Annotated in this window: 11 protein-coding genes; 9 read left to right on the forward strand and 2 right to left on the reverse strand. The window is 63.8% G+C overall.

The window, feature by feature from the left end; genetic code table 11:
- From ACNQPL_RS15405 to rarD, 3 genes are all read left to right on the forward strand, one after another.
- Positions 1 to 765: a TOBE domain-containing protein gene (locus tag ACNQPL_RS15405; protein ID WP_416467175.1), complete on the forward strand. Its 765-nt coding sequence runs from the start codon at positions 1 to 3 to the stop codon at positions 763 to 765.
- Between the two features lie 192 nt (positions 766 to 957).
- The gene (locus ACNQPL_RS15410) at positions 958 to 1,932 is read left to right on the forward strand and encodes a serine/threonine protein kinase (protein ID WP_416467176.1); all 975 of its coding nucleotides are present in this window, start codon (positions 958 to 960) and stop codon (positions 1,930 to 1,932) included.
- Positions 1,933 to 1,996: 64 nt separating this feature from the next.
- Complete coding sequence (gene rarD, locus ACNQPL_RS15415; RefSeq protein WP_416467177.1) at positions 1,997 to 2,884, forward strand: EamA family transporter RarD; 888 nt, start codon at positions 1,997 to 1,999, stop codon at positions 2,882 to 2,884.
- Between the two features lie 320 nt (positions 2,885 to 3,204).
- Here the strand turns inward: rarD and ACNQPL_RS15420 are convergent, their stop codons facing one another.
- Positions 3,205 to 3,723, reverse strand: coding sequence for a glycine cleavage system protein R (locus tag ACNQPL_RS15420; RefSeq protein ID WP_346613620.1), 519 nt, complete (start codon positions 3,721 to 3,723; stop codon positions 3,205 to 3,207).
- A 454-nt stretch (positions 3,724 to 4,177) separates the two neighbouring features.
- Here ACNQPL_RS15420 and ACNQPL_RS15425 point away from each other — a divergent pair, with 454 nt between their 5' ends.
- Positions 4,178 to 6,355, forward strand: a complete 2,178-nt coding sequence (locus ACNQPL_RS15425; protein WP_346613619.1) for a malate synthase G — start codon at positions 4,178 to 4,180, stop codon at positions 6,353 to 6,355.
- Positions 6,356 to 6,485: 130 nt separating this feature from the next.
- On the opposite strand, the gene ACNQPL_RS15430 is transcribed toward ACNQPL_RS15425, so the two are convergent.
- Positions 6,486 to 6,929, reverse strand: a complete 444-nt coding sequence (locus ACNQPL_RS15430) for a response regulator (protein ID WP_346613618.1) — start codon at positions 6,927 to 6,929, stop codon at positions 6,486 to 6,488.
- 186 nt (positions 6,930 to 7,115) lie between these two features.
- On the opposite strand from ACNQPL_RS15430, the gene ACNQPL_RS15435 reads away from it, so the two are divergent.
- The 5 genes from ACNQPL_RS15435 (at position 7,116) to ACNQPL_RS15455 (ending at position 13,982) form a co-directional block, all read left to right on the forward strand.
- Positions 7,116 to 9,053 (forward strand): putative nucleotidyltransferase substrate binding domain-containing protein, encoded by a 1,938-nt coding sequence (locus tag ACNQPL_RS15435; RefSeq protein WP_416467178.1) that lies wholly within the window; start codon positions 7,116 to 7,118, stop codon positions 9,051 to 9,053.
- Positions 9,050 to 9,760 (forward strand): PolC-type DNA polymerase III, encoded by a 711-nt coding sequence (locus ACNQPL_RS15440; RefSeq protein ID WP_416467179.1) that lies wholly within the window; start codon positions 9,050 to 9,052, stop codon positions 9,758 to 9,760. The genes ACNQPL_RS15435 and ACNQPL_RS15440 overlap by 4 nt, the downstream gene beginning before the upstream one ends.
- 73 nt (positions 9,761 to 9,833) lie before the next feature.
- On the forward strand, positions 9,834 to 10,379 hold the full coding sequence (locus ACNQPL_RS15445; protein WP_416467180.1) for an RNA polymerase sigma factor: 546 nt from the start codon (positions 9,834 to 9,836) through the stop codon (positions 10,377 to 10,379).
- On the forward strand, positions 10,376 to 11,332 hold the full coding sequence (locus ACNQPL_RS15450) for a FecR domain-containing protein (protein ID WP_416467181.1): 957 nt from the start codon (positions 10,376 to 10,378) through the stop codon (positions 11,330 to 11,332). The genes ACNQPL_RS15445 and ACNQPL_RS15450 overlap by 4 nt, the downstream gene beginning before the upstream one ends.
- A 217-nt stretch (positions 11,333 to 11,549) precedes the next feature.
- Positions 11,550 to 13,982, forward strand: coding sequence for a TonB-dependent siderophore receptor (locus ACNQPL_RS15455; RefSeq protein ID WP_416467182.1), 2,433 nt, complete (start codon positions 11,550 to 11,552; stop codon positions 13,980 to 13,982).
- Positions 13,983 to 14,037: the final 55 nt, after the last annotated feature.

A 14,037-nucleotide genomic window follows, 5' to 3' on the forward strand; every position in this document is an offset into this window, starting at 1 on the left:
ATGTCCTTGCCCGCTCTGCTCACCCAGCACATCGCCCGCCGCCCGCAACGCATCGCCCTGCTCCAGCACATCGCCGAGCAAGGCTCGATCACCCGCGCCGCCAAAGCCGCCAGCATCAGCTACAAAGCGGCCTGGGATGCCATCGACGAGCTCAACAACCTGGCCAGCCAGCCTCTGGTCGAGCGCAGCACCGGCGGCCGTGGGGGCGGCGGCGCACGCTTGTCGGCCGAAGGCGAACGCGTGCTGCGCCTTTATCAACGCCTGCAAACACTGCAGGCGCAAATCCTTGAAGCCGCCGAAGAGTCCAGCGACCTCGACCTGCTCGGGCGCCTGATGCTGCGTACCAGCGCGCGCAATCAGCTGCAGGGCAAGGTCAGCGGCCTGCGCCGTGAAGGCCGGCATGATTGCGTGAGCCTGGCGCTGGGCGGTGGCCTGCAGATCGAGGCGCTGATTACCCACGACAGCACCGCACGCCTGGAGCTGACCCTGGGTACAACGGTGGTGGCGCTGCTCAAGGCCGGGTGGGTTCAGCTGGTTGGGGCAGATGATGTACCAGAGCCAGGCAGTAACTGCCTCCCGGTCTGCATTGAAGAAGTGCTGGCGGATGAAAGCGGCCAGAGCGAGCTGCGATTGGCGCTGGGCAACGGCCAGACGTTGTGCGCACTTGCCGACACCGATTGGCTGGCCCAGCAGGGCCTGAAGGCGGGTAACGAGGCCAGGGTGCAGTTTCACCCGTCCTTCGTCCTGCTGGGCGTGCCGATCTAGGTCAGGGTGCATGGCTGAAGAGCAGGACAGTAACCAGCAGCATTTCTTGCGGGTACTGGCAGAACTGCTAATACCCAGCAGGCCTGCGCGACACTGCGATCGCTTGCGCCTGCGAACCGATTGGGGGAGGCTGAACGCTCAGAGCGTCATTACAATGCGGGCTCGATGCCCCATTCCCCTTGCGGAGCTTTCATGTCCCACCCTTTCGATACCCTCACCCCAGACCTGGTCCTGGATGCCGTTGAAAGCATCGGCTTTCTCAGCGATGCCCGGATCCTGGCGCTGAACAGCTACGAAAACCGCGTGTATCAGGTGGGCATCGAAGGCGAACAACCGCTGATCGCCAAGTTCTATCGCCCCGGGCGCTGGAGCGATGAGGCGATCCTTGAAGAACACCGCTTCACCGCCGAGCTCGCCGACTGTGAAGTACCCGTGGTCGCCCCCCTGCAGCACGATGGCCGCACGCTGTTCGAGCACCAGGGTTTTCGCTTCACGCTGTTCCCCCGCCGCGGCGGCCATGCACCGGAACCCGGCAACCTCGACCAGCTCTACCGGCTCGGCCAACTGCTTGGCCGCCTGCACGCAGTTGCCGCGACAAGGCCGTTCGAGCATCGCGAAGCGCTGGCTGTGGACAACTTCGGCCACGCTTCACTGCAAACCCTGCTGGAAGGCAACTTCGTCCCGCGCGAATTGCTGCCCGCATTCGAGTCCGTAGCCCGCGACTTGTTGGAACGGGTCGAGGACATCTACGCACGCACGCCACACAAGGTGATGCGCCTGCACGGCGACTTGCACCCAGGCAACCTGATGCATCGCGACGAGGTGTATCACGTGGTCGACCTCGACGACTGCCGGATGGGCCCGGCGGTACAGGACCTGTGGATGATGCTCGCCGGCAGCCGTGAAGAACGCCTCGGCCAACTGGCAGAGCTGATCGACGGCTACAACGAGTTCCACGACTTCGACCCGCGCGAGCTGCCACTGATCGAGCCCTTGCGCGCCCTGCGCCAGCTGCACCACTGCGCCTGGCTGGCACGGCGCTGGGATGACCCGGCATTCCCCCGCAGCTTCCCCTGGTTTGGCCAGCCGCGTTACTGGGGCGATCAGATCCTTGCCCTGCGCGAGCAAATGGCGGCGCTCGACGAGCAACCGCTGAAATTGTTCTAAATGCCCGCGAGGGTCTGTCTACAATAGGCGTCGCTGTATTTAGCTACCTAAGCAAGGATTCTGCATGCACGCCGCAAACCCGCGTCGCGGGTACATTCTTGGCCTTTCGGCCTACATCATCTGGGGCTTGTTCCCGCTGTATTTCAAAGCCATCCAGAGCGTCCCCGCGGTGGAAATCATCGTCCACCGGGTGCTTTGGTCGGCACTGTTCGGCTCGCTGTTACTGCTGGTCTGGAAGCACCCAGGCTGGTGGCGGGAGCTGCGTGACAACCCACGCCGGCTAGCCGTGCTGGCCCTGAGCGGCACCTTGATTGCCGGCAACTGGCTGACTTACGTCTGGTCGGTGAACAACGGGCGCATGCTCGAAGCCAGCCTGGGTTACTACATCAACCCGCTGGTCAACGTGCTGTTGGGCATGCTCTTGCTGGGTGAGCGCCTGCGCCGCCTGCAATGGCTGGCGGTGGGGTTGGCTGCGCTGGGTGTGGCGCAACAGGTATGGCAGGTCGGCAGCCTGCCATGGGTGTCACTGGTGCTGGCGCTGACCTTTGGTTTTTACGGGCTGATCCGCAAACAGGCACCGGTTGCGGCACTGCCGGGGCTGGTGGTGGAAACCTGGATGCTGGTGCCTCTGGCGCTTGGCTGGCTGTTGCTGCACCCCACCGCAATGAGCGCGCAGGGCGCCTTCTACACCAGCAGCGAGGCGCTGTGGCTGATGGCTGCGGGGCCGGTGACGCTGATCCCGCTGGTGTGCTTCAACGCCGCAGCCCGGCATTTGCCCTACACCACGCTGGGCTTCCTGCAGTACCTGGCGCCTACCCTGGTGTTGCTGCAGGCAGTGCTGTTGTTTGATGAGCATTTGTCTTCGAGCAGCCTGGTGGCATTCGTGTGCATCTGGGCGGGTTTGGCGCTGTACAGCGTCGATGCCTGGCTGAATTTACGCAAGCGCGCCTGATCAATAAATGATCAAAACTCTGCAGGCCACGCCGTTCGTGGCCTGGCAGAACATCTCCAGAGGTTATCCACACCCTCGTCCCCGTGGTTTGTGCACAAGCGACTGATTAGTGGACGTTTTTTGCTCAAATCGCCAGGAGCCTCGCCGTTATTGGGCTGGCGAGGTGCACCCCCAGCTTATCCACAGGGCCGTCCCCGTAAAACCGGGATAACGCGGCGGGCCGCTTCGCGCCCCGATCGCTGCCCAGCCGACGCGTCTGCGCAAACCCTGTGGGAGCCGGCTTGCCGGCGATAGGGTCGCGCAGCGGCCCCGCCCACAGCTCAATCCTCCGGCCGCAACTTCAACTCCACCATCAAATCATCCGCCAGGCTCTCCAGCTTCTGCTGCAGGTCATCCAGCGACAGGGTCAACGGCAGCGCCAGCAAGGCATCGGCATGGAACAGCGGCTCGCTGCTCATGGGCGCAGGGCGCACTTCGGTGGTAAAGCGCTCCAGGTTCACACCCTGCTCGGCCAGCAAACGGGTAATGTCACGCACGATGCCGGGCCGGTCATTGCCCACCAGCTCCATGGCAATCGGCTTCCAGGTACACGAAGGCTCGATGCCGCTCTCGGCGATCAACACGCGAATGTCGTATTGGCCCAACGCCTGCAGCGACTTCACCAGCTCATCGTAGTTTTCTGCAGGCACCGCCACCCGCAGGATTCCGGCGAACTGGCCGGCCATGCGCGACATACGGCTCTCCAACCAGTTACCGTTGTGGTCGGCGATGCACTGGGCAATGCGTTCTACCTGGCCGGCCTTGTCAGGGGCGATCACGGTCAGTACAAGATGATCCACAGGGGCTTCCTCTGCGTCGAGCCGCCCAAAGCGGCGCAAATAGGGGGATCGACTCAGTATAGGCAAGGCGCGGCAACCTGCCGCAGGGCCGTCCGCTGAACTAATCGTGTACTGTTTCAAGATTTATCTGGAACAATCCACCGGTTTTTTGCGAACATACCCACTCCCAGCGTGACCCGAAGCGACCACCCGGTCGCAGAGCGACGCTTTTAGTCTGATGTTTACCAGCCTGCTGCTTCATGTAGTATGCGCTGGCGCGGACTACAAAACGTCGTTTCGATGTCTGCCAAGGCGCCTGTGAAAATACGCCAACCGCCCGCCAGCCTGCCTGGCGAGCCGCACCCAGCCGCTCTCGTAGTGGCGAGAGCATGAACTGGTGCCGTGTTTAGAGAAGCGCTACAGGCTTAATACAGAAGAGCGAAAGCGAAATAGCTGAGCAAAGGTGAGGCAAGCAATGACTGGATACGTTCAAGTCGGTGGCCTTCAGGTCGCCAAGGCCCTGTACGACTTCGTCAACAACGAAGCGATCCCTGGAACCGGCGTCAAAGCTGATGCGTTCTGGGCCGGGGCAGAAAAGATCATCAACGACCTCGCCCCCAAGAACAAAGCCCTGCTCGCCAAGCGCGACGAGCTGCAAGCCAAGATCGACGCCTGGCACCAGGCACGCAAAGGCCAGGCCCACGACGCCGTAGCCTACAAGAGCTTCCTCCAGGAAATCGGCTACCTGCTGCCACAAGCCGACGATTTCCAGGCCACCACCCAGAACGTGGACGAAGAAATCGCCCACATGGCCGGCCCACAGCTGGTCGTGCCGGTGATGAACGCGCGCTTCGCCCTGAACGCCGCCAACGCCCGTTGGGGTTCGCTGTACGACGCGCTGTACGGCACCGACGCCATCAGCGATGAAGGCGGCGCCGAAAAAGGTCAGGGCTACAACAAGGTGCGTGGCAACAAAGTCATCGCCTTCGCCCGCGCCTTCCTCGACGAAGCCGCGCCGCTGGCTGCAGGCTCCCACGTTGACTCCACGGCCTACCGTATCGAGGGTGGGAAGCTGATCGTCGCCCTGAAGGGTGGCAGCAACAGCGGCCTGCGTGATGACGCCCAGCTGATTGGTTACCACGGCGACGCCGCCGCGCCGACTGCTGTGCTGCTCAAGCACAATGGCCTGCACTTCGAGATCCAGGTCGACGACAGCACCCCGGTCGGCAGCACCGACGCCGCCGGCGTCAAAGACATCCTGATGGAGTCGGCGCTGACCACCATCATGGACTGCGAAGACTCGGTCGCCGCCGTCGATGCCGACGACAAGGTCATCGTTTACCGCAACTGGCTGGGCCTGATGAAAGGCGACCTGGCCGAAAGCGTAAGCAAAGCTGGCAAGACCTTCACCCGCACCATGAACCCCGACCGCGAGTACACCGCGCCAAATGGCGGCAGCGTCACCTTGCATGGTCGCTCGCTGTTGTTCGTGCGTAACGTCGGTCACCTGATGACCAACCCGGCGATCCTCGATGCCCAGGGCAACGAAATTCCGGAAGGCATCCAGGACGGCCTGTTCACCAACCTGATCGCCCTGCACAACCTCAACGGCAACACCACCCGCAAGAACACCCGCACCGGCAGCGTGTACATCGTCAAGCCGAAGATGCACGGCCCGGAAGAAGTGGCGTTTGCCGCTGAAATCTTCAGCCAGGTCGAAGACCTGCTGGGCATGCCGCGCAACACCGTCAAGGTCGGCATCATGGACGAGGAGCGCCGTACCACGGTCAACCTCAAGGCCTGCATCAAGTCGGCCGCCGAACGCGTGGTGTTCATCAACACCGGCTTCCTTGACCGTACCGGTGACGAAATCCACACCTCGATGGAGGCCGGCGCCGTGGTGCGCAAGGGCGCCATGAAAAACGAGAAGTGGATCGGTGCCTACGAAAACAACAACGTCGACGTGGGCCTTGCCACCGGCCTGCAAGGCCGCGCGCAGATCGGCAAGGGCATGTGGGCCATGCCGGACCTGATGGCCGCCATGCTCGAGCAGAAGATCGCCCACCCGCTGGCCGGCGCCAACACCGCCTGGGTGCCGTCGCCGACTGCAGCCACCCTGCACGCGCTGCACTACCACAAGGTCGACGTGCAGGCCCGTCAGCGCGAGCTGGCCAGCCGTACTCCGGCTTCGGTCGACGATATTCTGAGCATCCCGCTGGCTGCCGACACCAACTGGTCGGAAGAAGAAATCCGCAACGAGCTGGACAACAACGCCCAGGGCATCCTCGGCTACGTGGTGCGCTGGATCGACCATGGCGTGGGTTGTTCGAAGGTGCCGGACATCAACAACGTCGGCCTGATGGAAGACCGCGCCACCCTGCGTATCTCGGCCCAGTTGCTGGCCAACTGGCTGCGCCATGGCATCGTCAGCCAGGAGCAGGTGGTAGAGAGCCTCAAGCGCATGGCTGCAGTGGTCGACAAGCAGAACGCCAGCGACGCCCAGTACCGCCCGATGGCGGCGAACTTCGACGACAACGTGGCCTTCCAGGCAGCGGTGGAGTTGGTGCTCGAAGGTGCCAAGCAACCGAACGGTTATACCGAGCCGGTGCTGCACCGCCGCCGCCGCGAGTTCAAGGCGCGTAACGGCCTCTGATCCGCAAAGGGCCGCGTTGCGGCCCAATCGCCGGCAAGCCGGCTCCCACAGGTAGAGCACCGGCCTCAAGGGCTGTACTGTACCTGTGGGAGCCGGCTTGCCGGCGATGGGGCCCGCACCGAGAACACAGCTATTCGAGCTTCAATTCCTTCTTCACCAGCTGCAACAGCTTCCCCAGATCCACTGGCTTGAGCAGAAAATCCACTACCCCCAGGTGCATCACGTCTACCGCCTCCTTCACATCGGTGTCGCCCGACACCACGATGATCGACAACGCCGCCCGCTCCGTCTCTCGAATCTGCCGAATCAGTTCCAGGCCATCCTCGGGCTGCATGCGCAGGTCGGTGATCATCAAGGAGATTCGCGGTTCATAATGCAGCTTGAACATCGCCTCCTGAGCCCCGTCGGCCTGCATGCACTCAATGCCCCTGCTTTTCAGGTAAAGGCTCAGTGCCTCGCTATTCACCGGGTTGTCATCGACAACCAGCACCACCGGCTTGGGCGCTATAGGTGCACTCAAACCGGCCAATGCCTCGCGTTCTGCGTCACTCAGGATGTCGTCATGCTCAACCATGTTCGTCTCATCAAATAGATCTTGCTCACCGGTAAGACCGCGGCATGCGAAATTGATCACACCAGGCTCATAGACTTACGTCCAATGGGCACCACACGGCCGTCAGCCGACCATGGGGGCCGAGAACAACAAGGCCGCACCTATATATAGATATATATAGTTCGGCGTAGCGATACGGTCAGTTTCATGAGCAAAAAGGACGCCTACAGCCAAGCGGGCAGAACAGCAGTGCTGCAGAACATTCAAGGCACTCTGCAGTTCTTGCAGCGCTTCCCGCCGTTCAATCAGATGGAGCAAAGCCACCTGGCGTTTCTGGTGGAACAGTGCCAGCTGCGCTTCCATGCGCGTGGTGAAAGCATCATCAAGCCCGCCGACGGGCCGGTGGAGCACTTCTACATCGTCAAGCAGGGCCGCGTGGTCGGTGAGCGCCAGCACCTGGTCAAGCCAGGCGTTGAAACCACCTTCGAAATCACCAGCGGTGAATGCTTCCCGCTGGCCGCGCTGTTGGGGGAGCGCGCGACCCGCACCGAGCACCTGGCGGGTGAGGACACGTTCTGCCTGCAATTGAACAAAGCCGCCTTCATCCGCGTTTTCTCGATGTCTGCAGTGTTTCGCGATTTTGCCTTGCGCGGCGTCAGCAGCCTGCTCGACCAGGTCAACCAGCAGGTGCGCCAGCGCGCCGTGGAAACCCTTGGCACCCAGTACTCGCTGAACACCCCGCTGGGCGAACTGGCCATGCGTCACCCGGTGGTCTGCACCCCCGACATGCCCCTGCGTGACGCTGTGCGGCTGATGCACGAGCAGCAGGTCGGCAGTATCGTCGTGATCGACCCGCAGCGTTACCCGGTGGGCATATTCACCCTGCGCGACCTGCGCCAGGTGGTGGCCGCGGCCGATGCCGACCTGGGCGCGCCGATCGACCGGCACATGACCGCCAAACCGTTCTACCTCAGCCCGCAGGCCAGTGCCTTCGATGCCGCCATGGCGATGACCGAGCGGCACATTGCCCACGTCTGCCTGGTCGATAACCAGCGCTTGTGCGGCGTGGTTTCAGAGCGCGACCTGTTTTCCCTGCAGCGGGTCGACCTGGTGCACCTGGCCCGCACCATCCGCCACGCCCCGCGGCTGGACTCGCTGGTGTCGCTGCGCGGCGAGATCGGCCAACTGGTCGAACGCATGCTCGCCCATGGCGCCTCCTCGACGCAGATCACCCAGATCATCACCCTGCTCAACGACCACACGGTGTGCCGGGTGATCGAGCTGGCCCTGGCCGAGCGTGGCGACCCCGGCGTGCCGTTCAGCTGGCTGTGCTTCGGCAGCGAGGGGCGCCGTGAGCAAACGCTGCATACCGACCAGGACAACGGCATCCTCTTCGATGCCGCCGACAGCGCTGAGGCCGACGCCATACGCACGCGCCTGCTGCCGCTGGCGCAGTCCATCAACCAGAGCCTGGCCCAATGCGGCTTCACCTTGTGCAAGGGCAATGTCATGGCCGGCAACCCCGAGCTGTGCCTGTCACGCACCGAGTGGGCACGGCGCTTCGCCGGCTTCATCCGCGAAGCCAGCCCGGAGAACCTGCTGGGCTCCAGCATCTACTTCGACCTGCGTGTGGTCTGGGGCGATGAACAAGGGTGCGAACAGTTGCGCCAAAGCGTACTGGAGCAAGTGGCCGACAACCGCATATTCCAGCGCATGATGGCTGACAACGCCCTGCGCCAGCGGCCACCGGTGGGCCGTCTGCGCGAGTTCGTACTGACCCGCCAGGGCAACGACAAGGCCGCCACCCTCGACCTCAAGGTCCAGGGCCTGACGCCCTTCGTCGACGGTGCGCGGCTGCTGGCCCTGGCCAATGGCATCGGCGCCTGCAATACCCTTGAGCGGCTGCGCCAGCTGGTCGAAAAAGGCGTTATCGCGCCACTCGATGGCGCGGCTTATGAAGAGGCCTATCACTTCATCCAGCAAACCCGCATGCAGCAGCACCAGCGCCAGAGCCGCGACAACCTGCCGTATTCCAACCGGCTCGACCCAGACAGCCTCAACCATCTGGACCGGCGCATCCTGCGTGAGTCCTTGCGCCAGGCCCAGCGCCTGCAAAGCAGCCTGGCCCTGCGGTACCAATTATGAGCCTGTTCGCCTGGCTACGGCCGGCCGCCCCCGCCCTGGACGACGCCTTGCATCAGCGCCTGGCCCGGTTGCCCAGGCCCGCGCCGCTGGGCGTTTGTTCACTGCGTGAACAGCGCTGGGTGGTGCTGGACCTGGAGACCAGCGGCCTGAACCCCAGCCGCGACCAGGTGCTGTCGATCGGTGCCGTGGCCATCGAGGACGGTGCCATCGACTTCTCCCAGCAGTTCGAGCGCACCCTGCATCGCCCGACCCAGAAGACCAACGCCAGCGTGCTGATTCACGGCCTCGGCCCCAGCGCCCTGGCCGCAGGCAGCGACCCGGCCGAGGCGCTGCTCGGGCTGCTCGAGTTCATCGGCGACAGCCCGGTGCTGGCTTTTCATGCCCCCTTCGACCAACGCATGCTGGCTCGGGCCGTGAAAGAAAGCCTGGGTTACCGCCTGCAACAGCCCTTCCTCGATGTTGCCGAACTGGCCCCTCTGCTCAACCCGGATACCGTGTTGCGCGAGGCCGGGCTGGACGACTGGGTGGCGCGCTTCGGCCTGCAGGTCGAAGAGCGCCACCACGCCAGTGCCGATGCGCAGGTGACCGCCGAACTGGCCTTGATCCTGTTCAGCCAGGCTCGCCGCCAGCAGCTCGACAGCCCGTTGCAGCTCGAACAGCGCCTGCGCACCTGGCGGCGACGTAACGTGCACAACCACGGCCTGTAGTGGCAATCCGATAAGCGTCCATTGCGCCCCGCCCCCCGCCTCTGCAACAATCGCGAATAGTTATCGTTAGTTAATGCATTCGTTCCGGGGGGAACACGGCTTGTCTTCTGTTCAGAGCCCACACGCCGAACTGGTCGGTGCGCTGTACCGCGATCATCGCGGCTGGCTGCTGGCCTGGTTGCAGCGCAGCATGGCCTGCCGCCAGCGCGCCGAAGACCTGAGCCAGGACACCTTCGTGCGCCTGCTCGGCCGCGCGCAGCTGGACTCCCCCCGCGAACCCCGCGCCTTCCTCGCCGCCGTGGCCAAGGGGCTGATGTTCGACCACTTCCGCCGCGCGGCGCTGGAGCAGGCTTACCTGGCCGAACTGGCGCGTTTGCCGGAAGCCGAACAGCCCTCACCCGAAATACAGCTACTGATCCTCGAAGACCTCAAGGCCATCGACCGCCTGCTCGGCAAGCTGTCGAGCAAGGCCCGGGCGGCCTTCCTGCACAACCGCCTGGATGGCATGGGGCATGCCGAGATCGCCGAACGCCTTGGCGTATCGGTATCGCGCGTGCGCCAGTACATCGCCCAGGGCATGCGCCAGTGCTACGTGGCCCTGTACGGGGAACCGACGTGAACAATGCACCGGTTTCCGCCGGGGTTCTGGAAGCGGCCATCGCCTGGAAAATGAGCCTGGGCGATGCCGCAGGCACGCCCGACGAGCGCAACGAATTCATGCGCTGGCATGCCGTCAGTGAAGAACATGCCCGTGCCTGGCGCCAGCTGGGCACCCTCGACCAGCGCGTAAGTGCCGCCGCAGGCCCCGCACGCCAAGCCCTGCAGCAATCGCGCGTCGGCCTGCGCCGGCGGGTGGCCAAGGTCGGCGGCGGTCTGGCCGGCATGTTCCTGCTCGGCTCGTTGCTGGCCTGGGTTGGCGCGCCGTCGCTGTCGGCCAGCTACTGGCTGGCAGACCAACGCACTGCAACCGGTGAACTGCGCACCCTGCGTTTGGAAGACGGCACGCTGCTGAGCCTGAACACGCACACCGCAGTGGATATCGATTACCAGGGCGACCAACGCGTGCTGGTGCTGCATCAGGGCGAGATCTCGGTGGAGACCGGCCATGACGACCCACGGCCTTTGCTGGTGCGCACCGACGATGGCCGCCTGCGCCCACTGGGGACGCGCTTCCTGGTGCGCCGCGAGGCAAACGGCACGCGCCTGGAGGTGATGCAGGCCTCGGTGGCTGCCATGCCGCTCAACAGCGGTGACGAGCAGGTGCTGCGCGAAGGCCAGCAAGTGCTCATGAACGCCAACGGCCTGGGCCAGGTCGGCCCGGTCGCGGCCGGTGCCGATGCCTGGACCCGCGGCATGCTGGTGGTCGACAACGTTCGCCTGGCCGACCTGTTGGAACAGCTGGGCAAGTACCGCAGCGGCCACCTGGGTGTGGCCGATGAGGTCGCCGACCTGCGCGTGACGGGGAGCTTCCCGCTGAACAACACCGACCTGGCGCTGGCCTCGCTGGTACCGGCGCTGCCGGTGAAGATCGAACGGCATACCCAGTGGTGGGTGAACGTGGTGCCCAAGTAAAACCGTAACGGCCTCTTCGCGGGACAAGCCCGCTCCCACAGTTTTCACTGCCTTGAGGGCAATGGAGTACCTGTGGGAGCGGGCTTGTCCCGCGAAGAGGGCGGCACACGCAACAATGAGTTAACTAATTCTCACTATTTTTCAGATTACCCCTGTCACTTCTGGAATCTCACTCGGCAAGGAAGCAGTTAGCACTTATCCGTCGAGGAGCCGCTGCATGTCCCGTGCTGTTGATCGTATCCTGCGCCCCAGCCTGATGGCCCTTGCCATCGCCCTGGCCGCGCCTTTGGCCAGCCCTGCCCTGTTCGCCGCCGAGCAATCCGCCCAGCGCGCCTACAACCTGCCGAGCGCCCCGCTGGCCACTACCCTGAATCAGATCGCCAGCCAGTCAGGCATTGCCCTGGCCATCGACTCGGCACTGGTCAGCGGCCGCAACTCGGCGCCGGTCAACGGCCAGTTCGACGGCCTCGGCGCCTTGCAGGCAGCCCTGCGCGGCACCGGCTTGCAACTGCAGCAGAGCAGCGTCGGCAGCTACAGCCTGGTGGCCGTGCCGGATGGCAGCCTGGCGCTGCCGGAAACCAGCGTGAACGCTAACAGCGACAGCGAGAGTGCCTGGGGCCCTGTGGAAGGCTACCTGGCCAAGCGCAGCGCGGCCGGCACCAAGACCGATACCGCATTGGTCGAGATCCCGCGCTCCATCTCCGTTGCCACCCGCCAGCAGATGAGCGACCGCGGCGTGCACAGCCTGGATGACGCCGTGCGCTACATGCCCGGTATCGTTTCTGCCAGTTTCGGCAGCGACACCCGTTATGACTGGATGCGCGTGCGTGGCTTCGAGCCCACCCAGTTCCTCGACGGCCTGCCACTGCCGCGCGGCGTGTACGCCAACCCCAAGGCCGAAACCTGGAACCTCGACCGCCTCGCCCTGCTGCGTGGCCCGGCGTCCTCGCTGTATGGCCAGACCCCACCCGGTGGCCTGCTGGACATGGTCAGCCGCCGCCCGCAGGCCGAAAGCGCCCACGAAATCGAGGTGCAATACGGCAGCGACAATCACCGCCAGATCAACTTCGCCAGCACCGGCAAGATCGATGACCAGGGCCAGTTCCTGTATGGCGTCAGTGGCGTGATTCGCGATGGCGGCACGCAGATCGACCATATCGACGACAAGCGCTACAACATCGCCCCGAGCCTGACCTGGAACATCGACGACGACACCTCGTTGACCCTGCTGACCCAGTTCACCCGCGACGATACCGGCGCCACCAGCCAGTTCCGGCCGATCCAGGGCACCAAGATCGACATGCCGTTCAGCAAGATCTCTCATCACAAGAATCTGGGTGACCCGGACTACGAGTTCTACGACCGTACCTACTACGCGCTGGGCTATGCGTTCGAGCACCGCATCAACGATGTGTGGCAGTTCCGTCAGAACCTGCGCTACACCAAGTCGGACCTGGCGTTCCAGACCATCACGCCCGGCAGCTATTACCAGCCCGGTGGCCCGGTGCAGGACGACGGCACCGTCAGCCGCATGTCCACCAACACCGACGAAGACATCAGCCAGTTCGCCGTGGACAACAACTTCCAGGCCGACTTCAGCACAGGGGGCATCAGCCACACCCTGCTGCTGGGCCTGGACCACCAGCGCGTCAACACCAACTACCTGTCGATCTTCGGTTTCAACGTGCCGGACAGCAACGTCCTCGATCCAGTGTACGGGCTGCCGATCACCCGTCCGGACCGTTCCACGGCGTTCTACGACTACAACCAGAAAACCCGCCAGACCGGCGTGTACGTCCAGGACCAGATGGCACTGAACAACTGGCGCCTGACCTTGGGCGGCCGTGAGGACTGGGTGCACACCGGCACCAAGTACTTCAACCAGGACGACGCCACCAATACCCAGCGCGACAAGAAGTTCAGCGGCAACGCTGCCATCAGCTATGTGTTCGACTCGGGCTTCGTGCCGTATCTGTCGTATGCCGAGTCGTTCCAGCCGGCGAGCAATGCCAGCGCCTCGGCAACCGAGTCGTTCAAGCCGACCGAAGGCAAGCAGTGGGAACTGGGCATCAAGTACCAGCCGCCGGGTTCCAATACCCTGCTTTCGGCAGCGGTGTATGACCTGACCCAGAAAAACGTCCAGGTAACCAACAACGTCGGTGGCGTGACCTTCACCAGCCAGACCGGCGAAGTGAAAGTGCGCGGCCTGGAGCTGGAAGCGGTGTCCGACGTCACCGAAAACCTCAAGATGACCGCGGCCTACACCCTGGCCAAATCCGAAGTGCAGGACGGCATCTACAAAGGCAATCGCCTGCAGCTGATGCCCAACCAGCAAGCCTCGCTGTGGGCTGACTACACCTGGCACACCGGCGTGCTCGACGGCTTCGGCATCGGCGGTGGCGCGCGCTACACCGGCAACACGTATGGCGACCAGGGCAACACTTACCTCGGCAAGGCCAATGCCTACACCGTGTTCGATGCCTCCGTGCACTATGACCTCGGGCGCCTGAACAACAGCCTCAAGGGCGCTTCGGTGGCGGTCAACGCCACCAACGTATTCAACAAGGACTACATTTCCACCTGCGACAGTTACTACTGCTACTACGGCGACGAACGCAGCGTCGTCGCCAGCGCCAGCTACAAATGGTGATGTACTGACGACACAAGTGCGCCGATCAAGCCGCCCCCCAGGGGGCGGCTTTGGT

This window comes from Pseudomonas sp. LFS044 (assembly GCF_047978245.1).
Taxonomy (GTDB): domain Bacteria; phylum Pseudomonadota; class Gammaproteobacteria; order Pseudomonadales; family Pseudomonadaceae; genus Aquipseudomonas.

Coding starts and splice junctions, on each gene's coding strand:
- ACNQPL_RS15445 (WP_416467180.1), top strand. CDS start 9,834: ATGCATTCGTTCCGGGGGGAACACGGCTTGTCTTCTGTTCAGAGCCCA.
- ACNQPL_RS15455 (WP_416467182.1), top strand. CDS start 11,550: ATGTCCCGTGCTGTTGATCGTATCCTGCGCCCCAGCCTGATGGCCCTT.
- ACNQPL_RS15435 (WP_416467178.1), top strand. CDS start 7,116: ATGAGCAAAAAGGACGCCTACAGCCAAGCGGGCAGAACAGCAGTGCTG.
- rarD (WP_416467177.1), top strand. CDS start 1,997: ATGCACGCCGCAAACCCGCGTCGCGGGTACATTCTTGGCCTTTCGGCC.
- ACNQPL_RS15425 (WP_346613619.1), top strand. CDS start 4,178: ATGACTGGATACGTTCAAGTCGGTGGCCTTCAGGTCGCCAAGGCCCTG.
- ACNQPL_RS15440 (WP_416467179.1), top strand. CDS start 9,050: ATGAGCCTGTTCGCCTGGCTACGGCCGGCCGCCCCCGCCCTGGACGAC.
- ACNQPL_RS15410 (WP_416467176.1), top strand. CDS start 958: ATGTCCCACCCTTTCGATACCCTCACCCCAGACCTGGTCCTGGATGCC.
- ACNQPL_RS15430 (WP_346613618.1), bottom strand. CDS start 6,929: ATGGTTGAGCATGACGACATCCTGAGTGACGCAGAACGCGAGGCATTG.
- ACNQPL_RS15405 (WP_416467175.1), top strand. CDS start 1: ATGTCCTTGCCCGCTCTGCTCACCCAGCACATCGCCCGCCGCCCGCAA.